At 40.9% G+C, this 26137-nt stretch carries 26 protein-coding genes, 1 pseudogene and 2 riboswitches; of the genes and pseudogenes, 6 read left to right on the top strand and 21 right to left on the bottom strand.

Features of this window, described 5'->3' with window-relative positions; genetic code table 11:
• The 7 genes and pseudogenes from groEL to groES all read right to left on the bottom strand — a co-directional run.
• A pseudogene (gene groEL, locus CRO17_RS12855) lies at positions 1-177 on the bottom strand (chaperonin GroEL); the annotation flags it as partial.
• Positions 178-206: 29 nt separating this feature from the next.
• Positions 207-857, bottom strand: a complete 651-nt coding sequence (locus tag CRO17_RS12850; RefSeq protein WP_097042837.1) for a response regulator — start codon at positions 855-857, stop codon at positions 207-209.
• Positions 857-2065 (bottom strand): sensor histidine kinase, encoded by a 1209-nt coding sequence (locus CRO17_RS12845; protein WP_097042834.1) that lies wholly within the window; start codon positions 2063-2065, stop codon positions 857-859. Before CRO17_RS12845 ends, CRO17_RS12850 begins: the two co-directional genes overlap by 1 nt.
• 509 nt (positions 2066-2574) lie before the next feature.
• Complete coding sequence (locus CRO17_RS12840; protein ID WP_097042832.1) at positions 2575-4722, bottom strand: MMPL family transporter; 2148 nt, start codon at positions 4720-4722, stop codon at positions 2575-2577.
• Between the two features lie 133 nt (positions 4723-4855).
• Positions 4856-5338, bottom strand: a complete 483-nt coding sequence (locus CRO17_RS12835) for an RNA polymerase sigma factor (RefSeq protein ID WP_143596025.1) — start codon at positions 5336-5338, stop codon at positions 4856-4858.
• A gap of 591 nt (positions 5339-5929) precedes the next feature.
• Complete coding sequence (gene groL, locus CRO17_RS12830; protein WP_097042828.1) at positions 5930-7564, bottom strand: chaperonin GroEL; 1635 nt, start codon at positions 7562-7564, stop codon at positions 5930-5932.
• A gap of 52 nt (positions 7565-7616) precedes the next feature.
• Positions 7617-7901: a co-chaperone GroES gene (gene groES, locus CRO17_RS12825; protein ID WP_097042826.1), complete on the bottom strand. Its 285-nt coding sequence runs from the start codon at positions 7899-7901 to the stop codon at positions 7617-7619.
• Between the two features lie 267 nt (positions 7902-8168).
• Between groES and CRO17_RS12820 the strand changes: the two genes are divergently transcribed.
• Together CRO17_RS12820 and CRO17_RS12815 are read left to right on the top strand one after the other, a co-directional pair.
• Positions 8169-8894, top strand: a complete 726-nt coding sequence (locus CRO17_RS12820; RefSeq protein WP_097042824.1) for a CPBP family intramembrane glutamic endopeptidase — start codon at positions 8169-8171, stop codon at positions 8892-8894.
• Entirely contained in the window at positions 8891-9097 is a 207-nt protein-coding gene (locus CRO17_RS12815) for a DUF4305 domain-containing protein (protein ID WP_097042822.1), read from the top strand. Before CRO17_RS12820 ends, CRO17_RS12815 begins: the two co-directional genes overlap by 4 nt.
• Positions 9098-9162: 65 nt before the next feature.
• Here CRO17_RS12815 and CRO17_RS12810 read toward each other — a convergent pair whose 3' ends face one another.
• Positions 9163-9819 (bottom strand): FusB/FusC family EF-G-binding protein, encoded by a 657-nt coding sequence (locus CRO17_RS12810; protein ID WP_097042819.1) that lies wholly within the window; start codon positions 9817-9819, stop codon positions 9163-9165.
• 527 nt (positions 9820-10346) lie between these two features.
• Between CRO17_RS12810 and CRO17_RS12805 the strand changes: the two genes are divergently transcribed.
• Positions 10347-11384: a tetratricopeptide repeat protein gene (locus CRO17_RS12805; RefSeq protein ID WP_179637047.1), complete on the top strand. Its 1038-nt coding sequence runs from the start codon at positions 10347-10349 to the stop codon at positions 11382-11384.
• A gap of 13 nt (positions 11385-11397) precedes the next feature.
• The gene (locus tag CRO17_RS17600) at positions 11398-11538 is read left to right on the top strand and encodes a hypothetical protein (protein WP_179637045.1); all 141 of its coding nucleotides are present in this window, start codon (positions 11398-11400) and stop codon (positions 11536-11538) included.
• 253 nt (positions 11539-11791) lie between these two features.
• Here CRO17_RS17600 and CRO17_RS12800 read toward each other — a convergent pair whose 3' ends face one another.
• The 7 genes from CRO17_RS12800 to CRO17_RS12770 all read right to left on the bottom strand — a co-directional run bounded on the left by CRO17_RS12800 (position 11792) and on the right by CRO17_RS12770 (position 17682).
• Positions 11792-12079 carry a hypothetical protein gene (locus CRO17_RS12800; RefSeq protein WP_097042816.1) on the bottom strand — a complete coding sequence of 96 codons (288 nt, stop codon included), beginning with the start codon at positions 12077-12079 and terminating at the stop codon, positions 11792-11794.
• 358 nt (positions 12080-12437) lie between these two features.
• On the bottom strand, positions 12438-12656 hold the full coding sequence (locus CRO17_RS12795) for a hypothetical protein (protein ID WP_097042814.1): 219 nt from the start codon (positions 12654-12656) through the stop codon (positions 12438-12440).
• Between the two features lie 24 nt (positions 12657-12680).
• Positions 12681-13187 (bottom strand): hypothetical protein, encoded by a 507-nt coding sequence (locus CRO17_RS12790; protein WP_097042812.1) that lies wholly within the window; start codon positions 13185-13187, stop codon positions 12681-12683.
• Between the two features lie 337 nt (positions 13188-13524).
• Positions 13525-14040, bottom strand: coding sequence for a DoxX family protein (locus CRO17_RS12785; RefSeq protein WP_097042810.1), 516 nt, complete (start codon positions 14038-14040; stop codon positions 13525-13527).
• A gap of 265 nt (positions 14041-14305) precedes the next feature.
• A complete protein-coding gene (locus tag CRO17_RS12780; protein WP_097043164.1) occupies positions 14306-15718 on the bottom strand; it encodes an alanine/glycine:cation symporter family protein in 1413 nt (470 codons plus the stop codon).
• 298 nt (positions 15719-16016) lie between these two features.
• On the bottom strand, positions 16017-16574 hold the full coding sequence (locus CRO17_RS12775; protein WP_097042808.1) for an isochorismatase family protein: 558 nt from the start codon (positions 16572-16574) through the stop codon (positions 16017-16019).
• Between the two features lie 142 nt (positions 16575-16716).
• On the bottom strand, positions 16717-17682 hold the full coding sequence (locus CRO17_RS12770; RefSeq protein WP_179637043.1) for a hypothetical protein: 966 nt from the start codon (positions 17680-17682) through the stop codon (positions 16717-16719).
• Between the two features lie 82 nt (positions 17683-17764).
• Positions 17765-17870: riboswitch (SAM riboswitch) on the bottom strand.
• A gap of 180 nt (positions 17871-18050) precedes the next feature.
• Between CRO17_RS12770 and CRO17_RS12765 the strand changes: the two genes are divergently transcribed.
• Together CRO17_RS12765 and CRO17_RS12760 are read left to right on the top strand one after the other, a co-directional pair.
• The gene (locus CRO17_RS12765; protein WP_097042805.1) at positions 18051-18461 is read left to right on the top strand and encodes an Lrp/AsnC family transcriptional regulator; all 411 of its coding nucleotides are present in this window, start codon (positions 18051-18053) and stop codon (positions 18459-18461) included.
• Between the two features lie 125 nt (positions 18462-18586).
• Positions 18587-19348 carry an MBL fold metallo-hydrolase gene (locus tag CRO17_RS12760; protein ID WP_097042802.1) on the top strand — a complete coding sequence of 254 codons (762 nt, stop codon included), beginning with the start codon at positions 18587-18589 and terminating at the stop codon, positions 19346-19348.
• A gap of 60 nt (positions 19349-19408) precedes the next feature.
• On the opposite strand, the gene CRO17_RS12755 is transcribed toward CRO17_RS12760, so the two are convergent.
• The 6 genes from CRO17_RS12755 to CRO17_RS12730 form a co-directional block, all read right to left on the bottom strand.
• On the bottom strand, positions 19409-20263 hold the full coding sequence (locus CRO17_RS12755) for a DegV family protein (RefSeq protein WP_097042800.1): 855 nt from the start codon (positions 20261-20263) through the stop codon (positions 19409-19411).
• Between the two features lie 115 nt (positions 20264-20378).
• A complete protein-coding gene (locus CRO17_RS12750) occupies positions 20379-21872 on the bottom strand; it encodes an amino acid permease (protein ID WP_097042798.1) in 1494 nt (497 codons plus the stop codon).
• 83 nt (positions 21873-21955) lie between these two features.
• A riboswitch (Lysine riboswitch) is annotated at positions 21956-22141 on the bottom strand.
• A gap of 238 nt (positions 22142-22379) precedes the next feature.
• Positions 22380-23432, bottom strand: coding sequence for a tetratricopeptide repeat protein (locus CRO17_RS12745; protein ID WP_097042796.1), 1053 nt, complete (start codon positions 23430-23432; stop codon positions 22380-22382).
• 140 nt (positions 23433-23572) lie between these two features.
• Positions 23573-24151, bottom strand: a complete 579-nt coding sequence (locus tag CRO17_RS12740) for a 5' nucleotidase, NT5C type (RefSeq protein ID WP_097042794.1) — start codon at positions 24149-24151, stop codon at positions 23573-23575.
• A complete protein-coding gene (gene ribD, locus CRO17_RS12735; protein ID WP_097042793.1) occupies positions 24148-25257 on the bottom strand; it encodes a bifunctional diaminohydroxyphosphoribosylaminopyrimidine deaminase/5-amino-6-(5-phosphoribosylamino)uracil reductase RibD in 1110 nt (369 codons plus the stop codon). Before ribD ends, CRO17_RS12740 begins: the two co-directional genes overlap by 4 nt.
• Entirely contained in the window at positions 25250-26005 is a 756-nt protein-coding gene (locus CRO17_RS12730) for a GTP cyclohydrolase II (protein WP_097042791.1), read from the bottom strand. The genes ribD and CRO17_RS12730 overlap by 8 nt, the downstream gene beginning before the upstream one ends.
• Positions 26006-26137 lie beyond the last annotated feature (132 nt).

Below are 26137 nucleotides of genomic sequence, written 5' to 3'. Positions count from 1 at the left end.
CTTACTAGTGCTGTACCACCACCGGCTACGATACCTTCTTCTACTGCTGCGCGTGTAGAGTTAAGGGCGTCTTCGATGCGTAGTTTGCGTTCTTTTAATTCTATTTCTGTTTGCTGCGCCGACCTTGGTTACTGCAATATCGCCAGCTAGTTTCGCTAGGCGTTCTTGTTGTTTTTCTTCGAATTTAAATAGATATATCTTATTAGCTAATCTTGTAAAGTAATGATTCCAGTTTGAATTGCCAATGCTGCTGCTTCTGCTCGAGAACTCACTCCTAATTTGTTGTAAATATCAGTAAGTCTTGCTTTTACAGTTCTTTCAGAGATTTTAAGATCAATCGCTATCTCTTTACTCTTCGCACCTCTTGCTACAGCTTCCAATACGTCAATTTCTTTACTGGATAAATAAATCTTTGGTTTTACTCTTTGTTTTTCTTCCTCTTTTTTATAGGATTGGATTCTGGTCATCATTTCTGAACTAATAAGTGTATCTCCTCTGATTGCAGCATCCAATGTGCGAAACATGTTTTCCGGACTTGTATCTTTTAACAGATAACCTTTCGCTCCATATTCCATTCCTTCTGCCATCAGCTTATCTTCATTATATGTTGTCAGTATTATAACCGGAATACTTGGATGTTTTTCACTGATTTCCTTGATAGCTTCCAGGCCAGTCATTACAGGCATATATAAATCCATCAAGATGACATCAGGATTTAACTCTCCCGCTAATTCGACTGCTTCTCTTCCATTTTCTGCTTCTCCTGCAGTTACAAATTCAGGATTCAAACCAACCAGAAGTTTTAATCCTTCTCTGACTACTAAATGATCATCAACGATCAGTATTTTGTGTGGCATTATCGTGCTCCTTCTAATGGTATAGTAATGATTATTTCAGTTCCGGTTCCTTCCTTGCTTATAATGCGGATGTCTCCATCTAAACTTCTGACTCTTTCCTGTATACCAAGCAAACCATAATGTCCTTTTCTCCCTAACTTGTTCATAGCCTGAAACCCAATCCCATCATCCTTGATTTCCAGGTTCATATTATTCTTTTCTTTGTATATATGCACCCACACTGTGTCAGCTTTAGCATGCTTTGCTGTATTTGTGAGACATTCAGATAGAATTCTTAAACTTTGTTCAGCTACTGATGTTGAGACATCCTCATTCAGTTCATTTTCTAAGAAGTATCGGATACCAGTTGTCATCTCGAAATTATTTAGTTGGTCTTCAGCTTGCTGCGAAAAACTGATATTCGTATGTGACCTCATATCATCAATAACGTGACGAGCTTCTGCTAAAGATTCACTCACCCTTGTGATAGCTGTATCAATTAGCTCTGTTGCTTTGTCTTTATTATCTAAAGCTAAATAACCTTTCGTTGCATCTAATTGCATTTTCAAGCCAACTAACCCTTGCGCTAATGTGTCATGCAAATCGCGAGCCATCCGCTGACGTTCATTGTGTAAAGTAAGACGCTGTACTTCCTTATATGCTACTTCTAATTCTCCCAACAATCGCTCCGATCGGATTTTAGCATTGACTTGATTAAAGAAGATACGAGCATATGCAATTAGGACAATCATATTAGGTAACGCAACTGCGGAATACGAGACAATAATGTCCATATCAACCAAAACTAATGAACTACTGCAGAATAACAACAGAATAAATATAACGTAATAGCGCTTTCTTTGCCCAATGAGCCCCATCGTCTGGCTAAGTAGTAAAGGATACAGTGTTATTAAGGATAAAGGGTAAATCCCCATAAAAAACCCACTGATATATACAAGAGATCCTTGTATAATAAAATATAACCATGCCCTCTTCAGCAAGAGTTTATTGGAATACCAATACAACACGGCAAACAAGCCGAACAGTATGGTATATATTATTATTCCCAGATGGAATGAACTTCCGTGAATTTCTATGGCGCACGCAACTGCTAGAGACATTAATATAAAAAACAGCCCTGGAAATCGCGCTGCAACCAAGTTATTATTCTCGACACTATGTTGATAATTGGATTCCAACTCAGTAATTAAATTATCTTTATTTGGCATTAATTTCAACGCCTCCCTTAAGCCTCATTATATAACAGCTACTTTTTTTATAAATGCACGTTTGTACTACCCTTTTGGGCAGTTTTCCTTACTTTGCCACTGTTGTGAGCAAAAATGAATATTCTTAATATGAGACTACATTATAATGCAATAACTGATTAAGCTCTTGCTTATGCTGCGTGTCTTGGCCTGGGAATTACATTAAGTCATTCGATTAGTTAGCAATTTTTCCCTTAATCTCCCTGCAAACAGTACAATAGCTCCATCTAGGAGAAAATTTGCTTTGTTTATTATATCCCTTGATAGTTTCAACGAATCTCTTTCCTTTATAAAACCGTAATCCACCCTCGACTACACTTAATTTGCATAGAAATATATCGGCCAACCTTATAGTTTTTTCAGATGTTTACGTATACCGTTATATTTAAAAATAAAAATATACAGCCAATTGACGATATCGGCAATTGGCTGTATGACTGTTTCTGCTATTCATTAGTTAGCACATTTAATTAATCATTATTTTTTTCACTTTTATCTGACTCTATATCTTTTGTAAGCTGATGACCTTCAATATCCACATTAGGTATAATCCGATCAAGCCATTTTGGCAAATACCAAGCTGCATTTCCCATTAGCTTCATCACGCTCGGGATAATAACTAATCTTACAATAAAGGCATCGAAAAGTACGCCAAAGGCTTGGGCAATACCCATCCCTTTTATAGTTGCGTCTGGTGCAAAGATAGCACCCCCAAATACAGCAATCATTATTAATGCAGCAGATGTAACTACAGGACCGCTATGTTTCAAACCTGCTTGGATAGCCAACGCTGGATTTTTAGTCTGCATATATTCTTCCCGCATCCTACTTACAAGAAAGACTTGATAATCCATAGCTAAACCAAAGAGAATTCCAATCGCTAATATAGGAAGAAAGGCGAGTATAGGGCCTTCTTTAGGAATTTGGAATAAGTTTATCATATTACCGTCTTGCAATATCCATACACAAAGTCCAAGGGTAGCTGTTAATGTTAACACAAAGCCCAGTACAGCTACTAGAGGGACAAGAAGTGAGCGGAATACTACGACAAGCAATACAAAAGCAAAGCTAACAATCAAAATTGCAAACGCTGGAATTGCTTCATTCAATCTGTCTGATATATCAATATTTACAGCTGTTGATCCTGTAACAAGCATTTCCATATTATTGTCTGTTAGATCGCGTACATCTTTTACCAATTCCTTGGTTGTGATATCATTTGGACCTTTCTCAGGAGTGATTGTTATGATAGCGTAATCACCATTACCATTCGGCATAGGGGAAGACACATTAGCTACATGGTTTAACTGTTTTAGGTTTGCTACATTACTTTCAAAAGCAGCAGACTTATCACCATCTACTTTACTAGCATCGGCAACAACTGTAAGCTGTCCATTAAATCCTTCTCCAAAACCATCTGCTAATAAGTCGTATGCCTGTCTCTCAGGAGAGTCTTCCGCTTTCATCCCATTATCGGGTAATCCAAGTTCCAAATGCAATACAGGAATACTGATAATGACTAAGATTAGGATGCTAATAACACTTAGCTTAATTGGATTCTTCGTGACAAACCTTCCCCAGAAGTTGGTTGCAGCTTGTTCTTTTTTCTTGTTGATTTTAGGATACATTTTCTTACCTGCAATAGACATAATAGCAGGTACCAAAGTAATGGAAACCAAAACTCCGAACAAAACGCTGATTGCTGCTGTGATTCCCATTACAGACAAGAACGGTATACCTACTACCATTAAACCACATAGAGCAACAATTACAGTAAGTCCTGCAAATACTACAGCACTTCCGGCAGTTCCATTTGCTCTGCCTATGGCCTCATATTTCTCCATACCTGATCTTAAGAATTCTCTGTATTTCATAAAAATGAACAATGCGTAATCAATTCCAACTGCCAATCCTATCATACCGGCCATGGATAGACTTGTAGACGCAAGATCGAAGAATTGTGTTCCTATCAATGTTACAGAAGTACTCACACCAAGACCGATAATCGCAGTGAGAATAGGTAACCCCGCAATGATTAACGAACCAAATGTTACAGCGAGAATTACAAAAGCAATAATGACACCGATAACTTCGGAGGTACCACCAATTTCTAGTGATGATAGTGTAATATCGCCACTAAGCTCTGTTTGCACTCCATCCTTATCAGCCGCCTTTAGACTATCCTTCAAATGATTGATGGAGGATTCCGATACATCGTCAGCTCCCTGCTTGTACGTGACATCAGCATATGCTACTAATCCATCCTCAGAAACTGTTCCTCTCTCAAATGGTTCTGCAATACTTTCTACGTTTTTGTCCTGCTTAATCTCATTCAGCGTATCCGAAACAATCTTTTGACCTGTTTCAGAAGTTAACGTATCTTCATCTCCAAATATCACGCGAATCTTTGCCCTGTCAGGACCAGAAGAAAATTCCTCCCCGATCACATCCATGGCTTTCTCAGAAGGTGTATTTGGTATAGTCATATCTTGTGTAAAAGTTGGTTTTAGAATAACTCCGAGTGCTCCTAACGCAACTAGAAGCAGAACCCATATACTGACTACTTTTTTCTTATTTAAAGCTGACCATTTACCAAGTGAATATAAAAACTTTGACATAATAATCTCCCTTCTTTTCATGTTACTATATCTATAATAAAGGGTTTAGAAAAAAATAAACGTACATTTGGACATGTACGTTTGGGCAATTTCAAATAATTTTATTATATAATTCTATTTTGAAATCGATTTATTAATATAACTCGACATAGTATTCATCTTCTATTAATTGCTTTTGCAGAAAACGCAAAGCTCTGTATAATGTGACTTTTACTTTAGTTTCCGACCAATTTAATAACTCTCCCGTTTCTTTGATGGAATACCCCTGTATTTTACGCAGCAGAATCACTTGTTTATAAGAACTTTCTAATTTATTTAAAGATCCATACAGTCCGTTTTTGTTCTCACTTATTCTAATATCCCATAATCCCTCAAACCAAGTATGATTCTTTATATATTTATCTTTCCATTCAACAAATGATTTTTGCTTCCTAAAGAGATCCATCGTTGCATTATGGGCAATACTGTATAACCACGTTCTCACACTAGATCTGCCATTATACGTGTCCGCTTTTAAATAAGCCTTCACAAAAGTATCCTGCATTAAATCCTCAGCCATACTGCGTTCCGATACAAGCGAATATATATATTTGCAAACATCATCTCGATATTTCATATACCAACTCTCAACACTCGATTGCTCTAATAGCAAAGTTACAAACACCCCTTCTTAAAACTAGTCCTGATCGAAATTTTCTACGTTTTTTCTTTTCACAGACTTTTTTCATTACGTTTTTTTATTCTATATCTTCTCTCCACAAAAAATAAAATTACACTGGCTAAAAAAGAACCTATATACACAATTCCGCAAATTGCTTTGTTTTTCATTGTCATTATCCTCCTTATAAATCTATACTTCCTGTTATAAAAGAGCATTAAATAGGAACAGAAAGTACATAGCGCTCAGTTCTTTAAAACTAAAATTTATGCTGTATCTTTTTTTCACTTGTCTCTTGGATATAACTTGTTTTTTTCTATGTACTAAAAATTATAAGACTTTCAAAAATAAAAAAGCGTACAAAGGGGTATGCACTTTAGGGCAGAATTCAAATTTCATGTTGATGAAGCTGGTTTGATATCTAATATAAGATGCATATCGAGCTTATACTTCTCTTTCTCCATTTTCTTTTAAGTGAAAGTACTATTATTCCATACAAAAAAAACGCCAAACCCTAAGGTTTGGCGCTTTTTCTATAAAGAGACGGTCTTACATCATACCGCCCATACCACCCATGCCACCCATGTCAGGCATGCCTGCGCCGCCAGCGTTTTCTTCTGGCTTGTCAGCTACTACTGCTTCAGTAGTTAGGAACATTGCTGCTACGGATGCTGCGTTTTGGAGTGCGGAGCGTGTTACTTTTGTTGGGTCAACGATACCTGTGTCTAACATGTTTACCCATTCGCCTGTTGCTGCGTTGAAGCCGATGCCGACTTCTTCTTTTTTCAGGCGTTCAATGATGACAGAACCTTCAAGGCCTGCGTTGTGTGCGATTTGGCGAACTGGTTCTTCGATTGCACGAAGGACGATTTTCGCTCCAGTTGCTTCGTCGCCAGTAAGGTCAAGATCTGCAACGTTGTTGTAGATGCTTACTAGTGCTGTACCACCACCGGCTACGATACCTTCTTCTACTGCTGCGCGTGTAGAGTTAAGGGCGTCTTCGATGCGTAGTTTGCGTTCTTTCAATTCTGTTTCAGTAGCAGCACCGACTTTGATTACTGCAACACCGCCAGCTAGTTTTGCTAGGCGCTCTTGTAGTTTTTCTTTGTCGAATTCAGAAGTAGTTTCTTCTGCTTGTGCACGGATTTGTGCGACACGGGAAGAAATGTTTTCTGGGTTGCCGTTACCTTCAACGATTGTTGTGTTTTCTTTTGTAACAACCACTTTAGAAGCGCGGCCAAGCTGTGTGATTTGTGTGTTCTTCAGATCAAGACCTAGATCTTCTGTAATCACTTCACCACCAGTTAGTGTTGCGATATCTTCTAGCATTGCTTTACGGCGGTCACCGAAGCCTGGTGCTTTAACAGCAACAGCGTTGAATGTACCGCGCAGTTTGTTCACAACAAGTGTTGCAAGTGCTTCGCCTTCTACGTCTTCGGCGATCATCAATAGCGGCTTGCCTTGCTGTACAACTTGCTCAAGTACAGGAAGTACTTCCTGGATGCTTGTGATTTTCTTATCTGTGATTAGAATGTATGGATCTTCAAGTACTGCTTCCATTTTATCCTGGTCGGATACCATGTATGGAGAAGCATAACCGCGATCGAATTGCATACCTTCTACAACTTCAAGCTCTGTGTTGAAGCCGCGGGATTCTTCGATTGTAATAACGCCGTCATTACCAACGCGCTCCATTGCTTCTGCGATTAGTTTACCAACTTCTTCGTCAGCCGCAGAAATTGCCGCTACTTGTGCGATAGACTCTTTGCCTTCAATTGGTTTAGAGATTTCTTTAAGCTGAGAAACAGCTACTTCAACCGCTTTTTCGATACCGCGGCGTACGCCTACTGGGTTCGCACCAGAAGCAACGTTTTTCAGACCTTCACGGATCATTGCTTGCGCAAGAACAGTCGCTGTAGTTGTACCGTCACCAGCGATTTCGTTTGTTTTAGAAGCAACTTCAGATACAAGCTGTGCACCCATGTTTTCGAATGCGTCTTCTAGTTCGATTTCTTTTGCGATTGTCACACCATCATTCGTGATTAGCGGAGAACCGAATTTTTTATCCAATACAACGTTACGACCTTTTGGTCCAAGCGTTACTTTCACTGCATCAGCAAGTGTGTCGACACCGCGAAGCATCGCGCGGCGAGCGTCTTCAGAGAACTTAATATCTTTAGCCATGAATAATAACCTCCTATAATATCTTCTATGTTATATAAGTCTGTTCTTCGGATTATCCTACTACTGCAAGAATGTCGTTTTCGCGAAGAATTAAGTAATCTTTTCCTTCGTATTTCACTTCAGTACCAGAGTATTTGGAGAAGATGATAAGATCGCCTTCTGCAACTTCTAGTGCAACTCTTTCATTATTATCGGTTACACGACCGCTACCGACGGCAACAACTTTACCTTCTTGCGGTTTTTCCTTTGCAGATTCAGGGAGTACAATACCGCTTGCTGTTTTCTCCTCCTGCTCTACAAGTTCAATTACGACACGATCGCCTAGTGGCTTCAACATGTGAGAAACCCTCCTTAAATAATCGATAATTTGATTTTTAGCACTCGAATAAGTTGAGTGCTAATACAGTTATTATAATAATCAAAACGTAAACGGATTGCAAGTATGACACTCTGATAGTTGTTCGACGATTTATGGCTTTCTCCTGCCAGCTTCATACGAATTAACAGAGCAAATACAATACACGCCGCTACATACTTCCCCCTTACTTATGTTAAAATACGTTAGATGCCAACTACATAAGGTAAGGTGGAAGGAGTCGTTACATTGCTATTACGCTATAGCTTTATCATTTTGACATATATTTTGATGCAGCTTTCTTCACTCTTGCTATTACCATTTGTTCCATGGATGCGAGATAAGGGTTGGGAATTGACGACCGTATCCTATTGGTGGAGTGTGGTCAGCTTTCTACTAGCTGTCATTATTACGCTTATCCTGCTGCGTAAAGAAAAAAGCGGACTAGCAGATCGAAGTGCAACTGGTTTTGGTATGACAGTTCTATGGATTATAATTGGATTTTTCGGTGCATATTTTGGACAAATTATAGCTGGTATGATTGAGATTTATGTATTGAATATCAGGCAAGGATCACAGAATACAGCAAATATATTGGATGCTATTCAATCAGTTCCAGCATTTGTGGTGATAGTAGTTGTATTCGCACCTATTTTAGAGGAAATTATTTTCCGTAAGATTATTTTCGGAGAAATCTACAAGCGGACGAATTTCTTTGTGGCAGTACTCATTTCAGCGCTTCTATTTGGCATTGTACATGGCGACTTGCTGCACCTTTTACAGTACTTCGTGATGGGTATAATCTTTGCAACACTTTATGTACAGACTAAACGGATTATTGTACCGATTATCACACACGGCTTAATGAATTTGATGGTCGTCATTATTCAGCTTAACTTGACGCCTGAAAAAATCGAACAGATGCAAAAACAACTAGAAAACATGCAAACAATCATCTTTGGAGGAATTTTATGATACGTACGCCACTACCCGCAGCGATATTGAATCTGGTTTTAGGGGTTCTTTTCGTGTATTGGGCTTATAGCCATGTTCAGGCAGATAACGGCTGGGGATTCTTTTCTATTCTTTTATCAGCACTAGCTGCTTACGATTTATATATGTCGTTCCGCTATTTCAGCCTGCATTTCAAGATCAAAAAAATGAATAAGAAGAAATAAGAAAAAACCAGCCGATTTAATTTGGCTGGTTTTTTCCTTTTGTATGCTGCTGCCTCTATACTTCCTTATGAAAACAAATGATCTAAGAAAACTTCCACTCTCCCTAGATTTGTAAGCTTCTCATTACAAGTCTGACTGTCTTTACAAATATAGTTTCCGCGGTTCACGTACATCTCTTTTCCGCTTCTGACTCTAGTCACAAACAAGCCAACTTCTTCAAGCCTGTTACATAATGTACAAATGCCCTGCGTACCGCTGTTATCGAAAACGCCGGAAATGCCCTTCAGCTTGCCTTGGTACTCTACGATTAAGTGCTGTTTTTGGGCGCGCGTATCAAACCAGCCGATATAGGAAATCTTTTGAAAATCCAATTTATCCAGGTCTGGCAGCTGCAGTTTTTTTGCTTTCGGAAATAGTTTCTCTACTGTCTTCTTCGATACACGCCGAAATGGGATAACATACTCCCTCAGTTTGACAAGAAACGCTTCTGCTTCCTTTTCATCTTCTAGTTCAAGAATGTCTTCAAGCAGACGAAGCTGCGTTTCGGTCAAATCTGGCAGTATCTCTTCCACTTTCGAAAACGCATGAAGCTTTACTCCATCCAAGGTATCTTTATGATTCACCGTTGCGTGGGCATTGATGATATGAGACACCTGCCGTGCAATGAAGTTATATTGGTCGTTTCGAATAAATGCTTGTTCTGTCGTTTTCCGTTTATCCATATTCTGTTCGCTCCCTTATCATGATAAATTGCATTGATAAGTGCAAAGCCTAGACAGAAACGGATACATTGGCGATTAGATAACTGACTCCTCACACAAAGTATCGCCTTTCCTTATAGGCTTTGCGTGAGCTGCTGCCAATTCTGACGCATGAGCATTTCCCTCAATTGCCATCAGGTATCACCTCCAACTAAAGCATACCCAAAAGCGAAATCTTCCGCAACATACAGCCATAAGAATAACCTACGAAAGTAAAAACTTTTTCTCCTTGAACACTGGCTTTGCGAACCATACCATCCTGAAGGCAAAAAACATTGGAGGAAAAAGATGAGCGTTATGATGTCAAGTCGAACAGTCGAGATAGAGCGAAAATTGCGGTCTTTTGTATTTTCTTCACCAGACAAGAAACCATGTGATGAAAAGAGACATTTTAACCAGCATTTCACTACAAATATTCCCAATATTTCTATTGTTGAAATAAGGTAGAGTAGTCTTATAGATAATTATTGATGGGAGAGCTTTGTACTATGGAAAGTCTTGATATGATAGGTCATCTGGATAATTGGTCTGTGAGTATTCAGCTTGATAAAAAAGAAGCTGCTCGCAGCATCCATGAAGAGTTGAATAAGCACACTGACCATTTTGATACACAAACACTTATCTCATATTTCTTATTGGAAAGTCGGTATTATACGATTACTGGAGAACTCCAAGAAAGTAAGCGCTCGTTAGCAAGAGCTAGGCAATATGAAGATAACTTCACAGAAGTACATAGATATCAACATTCTTTTGCTGAAGGGATTATCTACTATTACGAAGAACAATTCGAGGAAGCGTTAATGAGCTTTGAGAAAGCTGAGCAACGTATAAACTCAGTAGTTGATCCAGCAGGGTTAGGAGAGTTTCATCTCATCAAAGCCATGACCTACTACTTTCTGGATATCTTAACTTTATCTGCTCTTCATGCAGCGAAGGCTGTCGAGAACCTTAATTCTGTAGAAGCGCTAAATTTCCTACTGGCACGTTCAGAGCTAGTCCAAGGAATGAACTACATGGAACTTTCTGATTATGAAACCGCTGAAAAGTATCTTCACAGAGCTCTAGCCACTTGTAAGAAAATCGAAAATGAAAGTCTGTTAGCATCCACGAATCTGAACCTGGGCCTCCTATACGTAACACGCGAATTGCCGGCAGTCGCAATTCGTTATTTGGAAGAGGCATTAGAGAAAAAACAGGAACGTATCGAATTAAAAACGCTGTATTTATTAGCAGACTCCTATTGGAAGACCAACCAAACTGCGAAGGCCATGAAAGCCTACACAGCAGGATTCCAAAAGAGTATAGACAGCAACAATACAAAAATGAAGTGGGAATTTGCTATGCTTCATAAGAAATATGAAGACAAGGTTAACTTTGAGAGCGTTTGGCAAGAAGGAATCGAATATTTTCAAAAAATTAACGATTTGTTCAACATTAGGCACTATTCGAAAGAGTTAGCTCAGTATTATACTGAAAACAAGCAGTATGAGCTTGCAACCAGATATTATCTACTAGCTATAATCTAAGGAGGAATAAATAATGAAGAAAGTGATTTTTTCCATAATACTAGTGGGGACGATTATCGTCAGTGGTTTGCTTGGAGTAGCAAATGAAGATGGCTTTGCAAGTAAGAAGGGCGACTTTGGAAGCGCAATTCATTCCCTTAATATCCTTGATTAATAAAGGAGCAGTCTCTATAATGAGGCTGCTTCTTTTTGATGTTTTTAATAAATAGGTCATCCCAGCGTTAAGAATATCTAGGAACAACAACGTTTACAGCTCTTGTTTGTCCGAAATGCGGGCCTACTTATCATGAGTTTACTCGTGTAGGGAAATTTGATTGTGCTTCCTGCTATGAAACTGTTGAGCCATCTTATTGCCTGGCTCATATAAGGAATCAGCTCTGTTCAATTTGAAATAGTTCTTGTTTGCGTTATGCATCTGACACAATAATCTTCTTTTGCAAAGCTTTCGCGACAATATGCTGATAACTTTCTTTATGAGGATTTTTAGCAAGACGTTTATTGTTCAATTTTCCGATTCGCAGCCGGACATCTTTATCTGAGATTAATAACTGTCTGTACGGCTCACATCTTACATACTGCTGAAACCAGTCGTTTTTTCGCAACTGCTCCATGTTCGCTTGAATATCATCTTCTGAAACGTTATACGCATAGGCATATGAGAGAATTAAGTTATATGCATCTATAAGAAGTACCAAAATAAATTACCTCCTATATTATTTTGTGCGGTGGATGAGCAACAAATTAAACACTAATCCTACATACGGAAGTCCACAAAAAGGTTTCATCACTTACTCCTATTTTTAATAATCTCCTAATTGAGTAGTCTTCCTTGCTTAGGATACGCCTAGGAAAATAGAGTAGGAGGGGGCAACTAAACCCCGTCCTCTCACACCACCATACGTACCGTTCGGTATACGGCGGTTCAATTAAGTATTACGAATAAATACATACCTTAGATATAGACTGCAGCTGCTTTTCCTCTCTATTTACACATAATAAAAAAAGCTCATGATTTTGCGTGTATCACGAGCTTCAGAACAAGCCATATCAGTATTAGTTATCTTTACTAAACTTGTGCAAAACCTTTTTAGTAAGTGCAAATCCTAACTTGTAAGCAACGAAAAGTACAGTAAAGAAAATCAATACTTCGATTACAACATACACCCATGATCCATTGCTGGACGGTTGCTTAATTCGTGTTGCTGCCATTCCTGCCGCAATAAATATTGCAAAAGGCGTGCTTCCGAGTATATCCAAGATTCTTTGTCCCATACTCACTTATCTCATCCTTTATTATTAGACGTGACCATTAGTCTGACAATAATCATCGAAAAGCGACCAATTTCCTTGTAGGTTTTGACATGCCTTCTTTATTCCGTAATTGGCAACTTCATCTAGCAGCTTACTTGCTGCTGCACCTCCGATAAAGCTCGCAATCGCTATTATTACCGGGGGAATTGCTATGCTATATTCACCTTCCCCTTGGTATGCCGATGGATCAAATCCAATCAACTCATTGAATTGACTTACTTCTTCTTGAGAAAGGCTTTCCAGAAATTCTTTTACATTTTTGGCTTGTGCTTCAGGAGCTCCGTTATTGATAGCTACTTCCAAGTCATATACATACAACCCAGTTGCTGGATTATAGTAAGCACCACTAGCTAGCGCTTCCCTATGTTCATCACTTAGCGATTGATCTTCAGCTGCAACAGGAGCTGTACTCGTAAATACTGTACCCACGGTAAATACAACTACAAACATCAAAATCGAAAGTCGCCAACTCACTACATTAGAACTCTGCATGCGTCTGTAACCTCCTGATTTTTAATTTGTGGTACAGTACTTCCTTACCCGACATGCAACCAACAAAACTACAAATTTACCTGAAAATGTAATTTTAGAGTTAGATTTATTTTGATTTGGTAAAAGTGAAAATCGCTAGATCACATATATGCTGCCTCGAAGCGTAATATTTAGATGCCAAGTAACATTTAAAAGAAACTTACATGTATGCATGAAAAAGCAGGCAGCTGCTTTTGTGAAGGAAGCCGTCGATTTGCTCGTAAAGAGCCGATAAGAAGTGCAACACGCAGAACAGGCAGCCAGTATGGCTGCCTGTATTGTCTATTTTATATTCTTGTTAAGATGTGACCGGCTTTGCTGGGCGGTTTTGTGTATGCTTTGGCAAATGATCTCTAAGATAAGGCATCACCCAGCGGTCCAATCCGTAACGTCCGGCATTGGCGCCAGCGATAAGAAGGAAGACAGTTAGCAGAACCATTTGGGCGTTTGTGCTGACAGTGCCGCTGAATAAGAAAGCGAAGTTCATCGTGATGCCCATTAGAGCAGCAAAGTTAGTGAAGACACCGATTAGGAGTGCAATCCCGACTAATATCTCACCCCACATGACCAAATAGCTGAAGAGTCCTGCATTTGGTAAAGCGACCTGTTCCAAAAATACTGCCCACCAGCTTTGCAATGCTGGGTGATCTCCGCCAGCTTGTGCAACTGCACCTTGCAGAAAGCCGCTCGCATCGAACCCGCCGCCTGTCAGTTTACTGAGTCCTCCAGATAGCCAAGCATACCCTAAATAAAGACGAATCACGGTCCACAATCCAGACGCCACTTTGCTATTTCGAATCCATTGTACAATCATTATTCCCACACTCCATTCATGAAATTAGTTTGTTAAACCTTTCACATAATAGATCAAGAGGGATTAGCGCTTTTCCTTCTACACTTGTAGTATAAGCGAAATAACAATGCTATGCTTTTACTTGTGAGCGGTTTCACAAATTTGCAATAGTTCTTTTACAGTTGTGTGAACATAGTCAAAATATAGTTTATCGGTGAATAAATCGACTACAGATAAAATCAAAAACCAAGGATGCATAGAATCCTTGGTTACAAATGGTTCCTGCTTATACAGTTTTCCGCTGCATTTCTTCTTCCAATTCCCGCTCTTCCCAATAATCGGCGTTCTTAATATCTACCTGTGACGGTCGGAAAACAGGATCCAACCCTTCTCTCTTTTGGGTCTGGTAATCTTTGAATGCTAAGATAGTCGGTTTGTACAGCAGGATGACGGCAATTAAGTTAACCCACACCATGAGACCGAGCCCAATATCCGCTAATGTCCATGCAAAGCTTGCCGAACGTACCGTTCCAAAGAAGACAGCTGCGAGAAACAACGGCTTCATAATATTGGAGAAAATCTTCCGTTTCTCTCCTCTGACGATATAAAACAGATTTGTTTCGGCGATATAGAAATAGGCAACGAGTGTCGTAAAAGCAAAGAAGAACAAGGAAATGGCTACAAATGCGGAACCAAATCCGCCAAGTACACCGTCGACTGCTGCTTGAGTATATCCTGCACCTGCTTCCATACCATTTGCATAATCGACAAGGAACCCGCCATCTGGATTTTCCACACTGTAATTGCCTGTCATCAAAATCATCAGCGCTGTTGCTGTACAGATGAGCAGCGTATCAATATAGACAGAGAAAGATTGAACTAAGCCCTGTTTTACTGGGTGCGAAACTTCGGCAGCGGCAGCCGCTTGAGCTCCTGTTCCCTGCCCTGCTTCGTTGGAATACAGTCCGCGTTTCACGCCCCAGCTAATCGCAGCACCAATAATACCCCCAAAAGCCGAATCAACACCAAATGCGCTAGAAAAAATAAGAGCAAATGTACTTGGAACTTGTTCGATATTCGCAAAGATGACGATAGCTGCTACAAGCAGATAAAATAATGCCATGATCGGGACTACATAAGAGGCTAAAAAGGCTATTCTGCGTATCCCGCCAAAAATAACGTAACCAACAATTGCGACCAAAGCGATTCCGGTTATCAATGGTGTGATGCCAAATGCGTTATTCATACTTTCTGCAATCGCGTTTGCTTGTATGCCAGGTGTTAACAAACAAGTCGAGACAGCTGCCACGACGGCAAAGATATAGCCATACCATTTCCACCCGAGACCTTTTTCTGCATAATAAGCAGGTCCGCCGCGATATTCTCCATCCACTCGCTTTTTATAAATCTGTGCAAGTGTCGATTCAGCAAAAGCTGCTGCGGATCCGAAAAAGGCAATGAACCACATCCAGAAAACAGCTCCCGGCCCTCCTGCTGCTATCGCTGTTGCCACTCCGGCTATATTACCCGTTCCAACCCTGCCTGACAATCCAATAACTAAGGCCTGAAAAGGTGATACGCCGGAAGCAGAGCTTTTACCGGTGAATGTTTGGGTAATCATGTCTTTAAAGAATCTTACTTGCAAGAAACCTGTAGCAATCGTATAAACACCTGCCACCACAGCGATGAACACCAGCATTGGCACACTCCATAAATATTCGCTAACCTTCCCCAAAATAGCTTCAAAGCCCAATAGAATTCCTCCTGGAAAGATGTATTTGAGATGAAATATGGTTTTATTATGTCGGAAGCAGCAGGAGTTTGCATGCGTTTTGTAAGTAATCCTAACGATAATAATTTAACTTTCAGAAATTATAGAGATGTTATCCTGACATTCTCGCGTTAGCAGTCTATACCTTCTCTGCATAAAAAGCCCATCAGTGTAAGCCGCTATTTCGCGCGCTTACGCTGATGAGCAATGGAACAGCTTCAATTATTTATCGATACGTATCATGTATTGGATGGAACAAATCCTCCGCTGCTTGGCGGACAATTGAAAAATGATCCACATTATAATGTCCGTGCAGGATTTGATTATGATGCTGAATGATTTGCTCTGCACTAAGCACATCAGATCCCGCCGTAGAGTGCCCATCGGCTGCAAGTGTGACATCCATTCCTTGGACAGTCGCATAACGCACAGCTGTATCAATGCAATGCTGTGTTTCACAGCCCATTATAACAAGATGGGCGATTTCTGCCTGCTTTACATACGCCAGCAGACCTGTCCCGTGAAAGGCATTTGTTGCTTGTTTGTTAAAGATAGGCGCTCCTTCTGGTATTTGGATTTGTGGGTGAATGTCAAATCCAGCTCCTTGGCCTTCTGCTACATCCGTATCACGTACAAACAGAATGTCAGCGCCTGCCGCTTGTGCTTTGCTGATGACTAAATTAATTTGCTGTATTAAATTCTCTTTCTGATAGACAGGTCTCTCACCTGCTCCACCTTCTATCAATGCATACTGTGCATCAATGATTAGTAATGCTTGCTTCAAAGACAGCTCCCCTTTACCTGATTGCTAGAACCTTCCTGCGTTGCGACTTGGTTAGGTTTCTCTTTTTCATACGTAACCGCCTCCTTTTTTACTACTAATTCCAGTATATAGGACAACTATCTGAGACGCATAATTAATTTTCTTAAAATTGCAATTCTTTACTGCGTAAAAGGTATGTCTGAATCAGCTGATTTGTATTTTCCAAATCCTTGATTGAAACAACTTGTGTTGTCTGATCCAGATGCTCTATTGGTATGTTGAGCACACTTATTGGCGTTTTGGTAGACAGTTTTTTATATCGGTGCTGAAATAAGAACTCTAGCTGAAACGCAATGTCGTGTGCGATTGCTAAATCAACTAAGAGGTTCTTCAGCGTCTGGTTAATGGGGATCGTTTTGTCTGCCACTTTTATGACGACACCACTGCCCAGCTTAATGGTTTCCTTGCTCTTTTGGGCAGTGCTTTGACGCGGTACAGAGCCGATATAGAAGGCTGCTTCTCCTTCTAGCTGGCTGAGCTGCTGTTTCCTGTTTTGGGATGAAAAAAAGATGACCGCAATTTCCCCCTCGGCGGGATCCCATTGCTGCAGCAGTTTAATAGCAATAGCTGGTGCAATTTTATTGTCCAATCCTTTGCCGACAACTCTGCCGCTCACTTCGTCCCCAAGATATAGCTGGTCATCATAGCATGTCACATGGTTGCCAGTTTCCACTCCCATTTGACGCGCCTCTTGTTTTGTATTCGCACCGATATCAATAACAGCTGCGTGCTCTTCCGCTTTACTGGCCACGACCACGCCTTGCAGCAGCCCCTTCTTGGTCACCACTTGGACGGACTGGCCTAGAGGGAAGGTTAAGGAAAAGTAGTTCGCATCTGCTGCAAGTGCGCCGTAATCTGTCACGGATGTAACCACGTGCACTTCCTCCTTCACCTCTGCCAGCAGCGTAATTTTCGGCGCATACCTCTCTCCAAACTTGCGGACAATAAGGTTCCCTCGTTTGTCAAAGTGCAGCTCATCAGCAAACGGCGTTATCTTCTCCACTATTTGTGACACAAATGACTGGCTGCACCCTTTGTACTTGGACAGATCACGTATTAATTCAAACATATTGCGTTCCCCTCTCTGTAAACGACAGCGGGACAAATACAAAAGCCTCTCGGACAGATGCGTCGAGAGGCTTCCTCTATTCATCTTATCTGCCGGTAATCAAACCGATGGATGTAGCACAGTGTCTGTTGCCAGACCTGCTGCTGAGGTTTCAAAGGGCCATATCCCTCCACCTCTCTGGATAAGAAACATATATAGTTTTAAGGAAGTTTAGCAAACGTTTACTGGATTGTCAAGATACCTTACCGGAATTGTCGGAAATAGCCACTTGTTATCTTTCGCACCATTCACTTCAGCTTCACTTTTCGTCTCTGGTATAATGCGGTTAACAAGTACGCATATAAACAGGTCGTAAAGGATGTTATAAGATGCTGGATGCCACCGATCAACAAATAATAGAAGAATTAGCAAAAAACAGCCGGATTACGATGAAAGAACTTGGAGAGAAAGTTCATCTTTCTGCTCCCGCCGCTGCAGCAAGGATTGCCAAACTGGAGGACAATCACATTATCGAGGGGTATTCCATCCGAATCAACCAAGATAACTTAGGATATCCCCTTCATACTTTTTTGACGATCTTTACCAAGAATACGAGCCACCAGCCTTATTTGGCTTTTATTCAAACAAAGCAGCAGTTTGTCGTGAATAACTATAAAATTAGCGGCCAAGGCTGTTACTTGCTGGAATGCCGTTTTCCATCACAAGCCGATTTGAATCAATTTTTGAATGCGTTAAATGACTATGTAAATTACAATCTTTCTATTGTTATTGATAAATAAAGCGGCACATGACAACCAACACTTTCGAATCTAAAGCAAAAGCTTTAAAACACGTTAGAAAAGCCATGTATGAAATAATCCTCCTATTCTACACTATACTTACTTTGAAAAAGGGAGAGAATAGCATGCATGTAAAACTAATTCGAAATGCAACACTTGTCGTTGATTATGCAGATAAGAAATTTATAATCGATCCAATGCTAGCTGCAAAAGGGACATATCCGCCGTTTCCTAACTCCGTTCGACAAGACCAACGCAATCCTCTCGTTGATTTGCCGGAACAAGCGGAAAGTATTCTTGAAGGGATAGACGCTGTTATCTTGACTCATTTACATCTGGATCATTTTGATGAGAGCGCAAAAGAAATGCTGCCAAAGGATATGAAGATATATGTTCAAAATGAAGAGGATGCAAACGAGGTTAAAGAGAGCGGCTTTACGGATGTAGAGATTCTTTCAGAGAACACAGTCTTCGCTGACATACAGTTAGTGAAGTCAAAAGGAGAACACGGGCGCGGAGAAATTCTGAAACGGACTGGCAATGTTTGCGGCGTCATCTTGAAGCATGCAAATGAAAAAACACTTTATATTGCCGGAGACACCGTCTGGTATGAAGCAATCCAAGATACAATTGAAACACAGCAGCCTGAAGTAATTGTCGTAAATGGCGGCGATAATCAATTTTTAGAAGGCGGCTCCCTTGTAATGGACAAAAAAGATATTTTAGAAGTGGCCAAGGCTGCTCCACATGCAACAATCATCTCTGTCCATATGGAGGCTGTCAATCATTGGGGACTATCAAGAGAAGAACTTCGTCACTTTCTTACGGAAAAAGAGATAGCTGATAAAGTAATTGTACCTAACGATGGCGATTCCTTGAACTTTTAATCCTGATATACGAAAAAAGAGATAAGCTGCTGCTCATCTCTTTTTTTCGTATATCGTATATTAATCGGCCGGCATCCAGCTTGCGCCAATTCCGCCGCGGCCAAAATGAATGGCCATCACAGTGCTTATTTCGTTGCCGATAAAAACTTCTACTTTATCTCCGTAAACTTCCATCGCATGCTTCAACTCATGTGCAAGGTCTATGGAATTGACATGCGTAATCCGGACAACCTGCTTGCCTGTTTCGGCAATATTATGCCCTAATTTTTCGATCATCCACTTCATTACTCGCTTCTTCGTCCGAACTTTTCCGACAACCTCCAGCTTGCCATCCATTAAACCGATAATCGGTTTTATATGGAGCAGGTTGCCGATTCGGGAAGCGGTTTTGGACATTCGGCCCGAACGCACAAGTGTCGTTAAATCGTTGATTGTCAGGTACAAGTGTCCTTGTCTGCAATAAAGCGAGATTGCTTTTAAAATTTCAGTTAGGGGTTTTTCTTGCTCGATAAGTTGACACACTTTTATGACAATATTTTCGACACCGATAGACGCTGTGTTGGTATCAACTACATGAATACGGTCTTCCGCTCCGTCAATCATTGTACGTGCAATACGAGCAGATTGCACCGTGCCGCTTACATGCTCCGTACAATGCAAGCTGATAATCGCATCATATTTACCCAGCAGCTTCTCATACAGTGCTTGAAATGCATCTGGAGAAGGCAGGGAAGAGGAGTAGGAAGCTCCCTCATCTATTAATTTAAACAATTCTTCATTGGTTATATCTTTTAAATCAGTAAAAGACTTATCGTTCACAATAACATTCAGATGCGCATAATGGATGAAGGGATAACGCTGTAAATCCTCTTCTCTCATATTCGTAATGCTGTCTGTTACAATTGCAATTTTCATTTATTCACCTCTTCTTAATTATAACTGTTTAGCTAATAAAGATACACTATTATCTACTTTAAGCAAGTGCTGAAGATAAAGCAAAAGCTGCCGGATGACCGGCAGCTTTCTCTTCTTATTCTGGTGCTGTTTCGTGCTCTGGAGTCGTTAAATCAACTTCTTCCAGTTTGTGCACTTTCGTTTTTCTTTTCGCTTTAAAAATGATCCAGCAGAGAAGGAAAACTGGGATACCGATATAGGAAGCGATAAAGCTGCCCCAATCGACGCCATCCTCTGTGAACGAAGAGAAGCTCTGACCAATGATGACAATCACACATAGCAGAAATGCAAGTATTGGTGCTGCTGGGTAGAATTTTGCTGTATATGGTAAGTCTTTGATATCGTTGCCTTGGGCCACATACGCTTTACGGAAACGGTAATGACTGACTGCAATCCCTACCCACACAATAAAGCCGGCCATACCGGAAACGTTTAAGAGCCATGTGTACACAATTCCATTGCCGAAGAAGGAAGTTAGGAATGCAACACAGCCTACCGCTGCTGTTGCAAGCAACGCGTTTACTGGTACACCGTTTTTGTTCAGCTTGCCAAGAAATGCTGGAGCTTTGCCTTCTTTCGCCAAGTTCCAAAGCATCCGTGTGCTCGCATACATACCAGAGTTACCGGCAGACAGCACTGCTGTCAGGATAACCGCGTTCATAACCGAGGCTGCAAACGCGATACCAGCCTTTTCGAATACAAGTGTGAACGGACTTAATCGCACATCATCACTCGCAAGGCTCTCCGTTGTATAAGGAATAATCATGCCAATGACGAAGATTGCTAAAATATAGAACAATAGAATACGCCAGAATACAGAACGGATCGCTTTTGGAATAGAGTTTTTCGGATCATCTGCTTCTCCAGCAGCAGCACCAAGTAATTCCGTGCCTTGGAAGGAGAAACCTGCCGCCATGAACACACCAAGCAAAGCAAGGAATCCTCCTTTAAACGGTGCTTCCCCAACAGTAAAGTTAGAAAATCCTCGTGTTTCCCCTCCAAGGATGCCAATAATCATTAAAATCCCAACAATAATGAAAATAATAACTGTAACTACTTTAATTAAGGAAAACCAATACTCTGATTCACCAAACCCTTTTACCGAAATATAATTCAATAAGAACATAATAAGCAGACTGACTGCACTCCAGATCCATGATGGAACATCCGGGAACCAGAAATCCATAATTAACGTGACGGCTACGAGTTCAGCTGCGATCGTGATCGCCCAGTTGAACCAATAGTTCCAGCCTAGGGCGAACCCAAAGGACTCATCAACAAAGCGTGTTGCATATGTGCTGAAGCTGCCGGATACTGGCATAAACGCTGCCATTTCCGCCAAGCTCGTCATTAAGAAAAATACCATACAGCCGATTAGTGCATAAGCAAGCAATGCACCTCCTGGACCTGCACTGCTGATGGCGCCTCCGCTGGCCAGGAATAGACCTGTACCAATCGTACCGCCAAGGGAGATCATCCCTAAATGCCGGGCTTTCAATTCTCTGCGTAAGCCGGTTTGTTTCGTGTTGTTTTGATTGCCCACTTTCTTTACCCCTCTCTGTTTTTGCACTGTTGCGCTAAAGATACGAAAAAAGACCGTCCCGGATAGCTTGCTCTATCCGAACGGCCTTTACTTATAAACAGCATCATTCTCACAAAGATAGCGCAACACGCCAGCTTTGCGACTGACGTGACAGTTCTGCCCCTATTCGAGTACAGACCCAGCCAGAGGAATGGAGAGTCCATCCGGCTTCGGCAGCTACTCCTTTCCAAACTGTTCCATGATCTCTCCAGATCTCCCAGTCTGTACTATTAACAGCCGCATCCTCTACCTCATCAAATGATGAGGATTTGTATGCAATTGAAAACTCAATTAACTTTACTACACACATCTACATATTTCAACAAGAAATTTTTACTACAAGAAGAAACAGACAAAATATGCGTTTCTCTTATACTTTGCAACAGCTGCAGAATGCGAACACCAACAAAAGTACAATTGCGAGAATAATACCGCTGCTAAGACAAAGGATGACTTTTCATGATTCTTAGTAATCTCACTAAGATAGTGAAACAGTTATTGCATTGCGAGACGATAATAATAATTTGCGGGTTCCGCTTTTCCTTTTACTGAATAATACTTGGCCATACGCAAGCTATAGTAATGGACACTATACTTATCACCAATGGATTTAAAATAAGCTATCCCCTGTTCCCAGACGCCTTCAAAGCAGTTACGGTCAACAAACTGTTTGTGAAGCATGGCAAAGGCCCATTGATAATCAAGGTCTTGTTCCTCCTTGCTCTTTTCGAATCCGATTTGATGATAATGCATCGCTTCCTGTTGGCGATCGGCATGGAAAAGTGATTCTGTCAGATAGTAAATAGTCTTTAAATAATGGCTTCTTGACGCTGTTTGAACAGCTTTTTCAAAATAGAGGACTGCTTCTTCAAACTTTAGCTGAACGAAGTAAAGGAGGCCTAAATTATGATGAATCATGGACACTAATTCTGTTGATGTGTTGTCAGATGAAGTCTGAGAGGATAATGACTCTAGGAGATAAAATTCTGCTTGATTAAAATTCCGAACTTCCAGGTAATTAAGTCCGAGCAACAATTTGCTTTTTATCAGATGCAGCTGCTGCTTGTATGCTGTAGCGTAATGCAAAGCCTTTGCTGTATTAAATGCTGATAATGCCGGAATATAAGCATGATAATAAGCACTTGCCAGCTTATAATAGAAATCAGACTTTTCCTCCTCCTCCGCTAAATAAAGCTCAGCATGCTCATAATATCGGATTGCCTCTTTCCATCTTTTTTCCTGGAAAAGAATTTGTCCTTTAAAGTAATGGTAATAGTAGGCATTTACTTGTGATAATGCATGGCCTAGGGCTTCAAATTTTTCCATCCATTTCTCCGCAGTGTGAATATCCTCTTGCATAATCTTGTACCGAATAGCTAGTAAATCGGCTGAGACTAGCATTTCCTCCACAACTACTTCCTTCTTCATAGCATCCATTACCTCAGCAAGAATGGCAGCTGCTTCTTTTTTGTCTTGTTTTATCATGCCATAGAAGTCTAGAAGTAACGCACTGAATTTTTTATCCGTTTCTGATAAAACGAGATTCATCTTTACTCCCCCTCCGCCGGTTAAATACCTAATATTACATTATTAGTAAAAATCTTATATTATACTCTTTAATTCTCTAATAACTAGGAAATTCCTCCTTTTGTAAAGTGTAAAAAGAAGGATTGACGGTAAAATTTCCGTTAATCCTTCTTTACGTTAGTTATTAACTCTCTTATCTCCGATAATTCGCTAATTCTCGGCAATTGCACATTCTGGTTGTAGGATTGATGCTTAACGAAGACCTTCGTATCGGACTCATTCAGTAGGGTATTCAGCACTTCAGGCTTATCATCAAAATAGTAATCCAGCTGAAGCTCTTTCATAATATTATTTTTCTCTTCATCCTTCATTCCATAGAAAAACTGCTCATTTTTCACAGGAAAGCCGAGTGCTTGCATCCATGCTTTTGTTCGTTCGCCGTGTTCCTTTGGTCTGGAGGTAATGTAATAAATCTCATGACCGTCTCGCTCGAACTCCTGCAAGAGCTCGACTGCATTTGGAAACGGCGGACAAGTAGTATAGTAGATTTCCTCCAAGCTGGCATTCCACATGTCACGCCCTTGTTCCTCTGTCAGTCCGAATGGCTCATGAATTTCGACTCGCTCGAGCTTATGAAACACAGCAAGCGGAATTTGTTGATTCATCTTTTTATTATATAAATGAAAAGCGTGCTCCCGCAGATTGATGAGCGTATCATCAATATCGAATCCGATTTTCAAAATATCTCTCCTCCTTTGCGGTACTGCGGATAGCCGATGAACTTAAAGTCCTGTCCAATTTTAATGATGTCTGTATGATCCAAATCAACCGCGTCCGCCATTTTCGCAAAGCCCGTTCCTTCCAGGAAAGTAGGTGCAGCTTTACCGCCGATTAGTTTAGGTGCGAAATACAGCACGACTTTGTCGATGAGATGCTGCTCCAAGAAAGAAGCGTGTACGCTGCCTCCTCCTTCAATTAACACCGAAGAAATAAGCTGTTCTCCTAATATATTTACCACTTCCATCACATCGACACGACTGCTGCCGCTTGTACGGAATACCTTTATCCCTTTATTAATGAGCGTCTGTTCCTTTTCACTGGCTGCCTGCTGAGTTGTAAAAATCCAAGTATCCGCCAATTTGTCTGTGACTACTTTGCTGTCCAGCGAAATTCTAAGTGTGGAATCGAGTACGATGCGCAGCGGATGACGTCCGTTTGGTATTCTGGCTGTCAGCTCGGGGTCGTCTTCAATCACGGTGTTCACACCAACAAGGATAGCCATGTTTTCATGACGCAGCTGGTGAACATCTCGTCTGGAAGCAGCGGAAGTAATCCATTTGCTGTCCAATGTATGCGTCGCAATTTTACCGTCCAATGTTGTCCCCGCCTTTAGCGTAATAAACGGCTTTTTTTCGACGATAAATTTATTAAACACTTCGTTCATCTGGCGAGCTTCTTCCTCCCGCACGCCGATAATCACTTCTATGCCGGCTTCCTCCAGAATTTTTACCCCGTTCCCAGCCACAAGCGGATTCGGATCAAGCGTTGCGATGACCACTTTTTTAATCCCTGCTTCCTTAATCGCTACGGCACATGGACCAGTTCTGCCATAGTGGGAGCAAGGCTCAAGCGTGACATAAATTGTCCCGCCTTTTGCCTGTTCTCCTGCCATTCGGATAGCATGAATCTCCGCATGAGGTTCTCCAGCTTTTAAATGCGTACCAATTCCGACGATGCGATTATCATTCACAATCACAGATCCAACTAATGGGTTTGGATCTGTCTGCCCTTTCATCGCTCGTGCGTTTTGCAAGGCCAAGTCCATATAAAACGTATGCTCAGTCATTGCTGCAAATCTCCTCATCGCCAAGGTGACCTGAACGAACGATTTTTGTTTTAAGATAGTTCTCGTTATATTCGGATACATCTCCCCAAAGCGCCGCACGGCCGGATAACTGCATGCCTGCCTGTTCCATCGCTGCCAGCTTTCGCGGATTGTTCGTCATCAATGTTACTGGCTTTGTTCGCAATGCCTTCAGCACTTGAATTGCATCTGTATAATCTCGGGAATCATCTACAAAGCCGAGAGCTTGGTTTGCTTCCACTGTGTCGTAGTCATTTTCCTGCAGAATGTAGGCCATTGCCTTGCTGAACAAGCCAATACCGCGTCCTTCGTGGTTAGCCAGGTAGAACAAAGCACCCGCGCCGTGCTCAACGATCTTCTGCATAGACTGCTTCAGCTGAAAACCGCAGTCACAGCGTTTACTGCCGAAAATATCACCTGTATGGCAGATGGAATGCATTCGGATCAGCGCATCTTCCGCTTCAGCAAAATCACCATAAACAAGCACACTAGATTGCTGCATTTCAGCTAAATTCATATCCGATAGCTTATGAATAATTTCTTCATAGTCTTTGGCTACTTCCCTGCAATTCAGCCAGCAATACCACTGGAATGTTACTGTCTCTCCATACAGACTCACAGGCAGTTTAATGGGCCCAACAAGATAAATGGCTCCCTCTGCTGTAGGAATAAGTTCTATTTTATCTTTTAATATCGAAATAGCCTTCGATTCTAATCTCATATCCGTCATCAATCTTTCTCCTTTTTTATCAGTGTACGTAGAATTAATTGGATTTATGTAGGCACAAGTCCACCTGTCTGTATTCTTCTTCTATCATAGTATGACAGATGCATTCTTTGAAGCAGATGGGCTTAGATTGTC

The organism is Terribacillus aidingensis (assembly GCF_900215625.1).
GTDB lineage: Bacteria > Bacillota > Bacilli > Bacillales > Amphibacillaceae > Terribacillus > Terribacillus aidingensis.
Note: the sequence above shows the minus strand (reverse complement) of the source record. Positions and strands in the feature narration are given on the sequence as shown.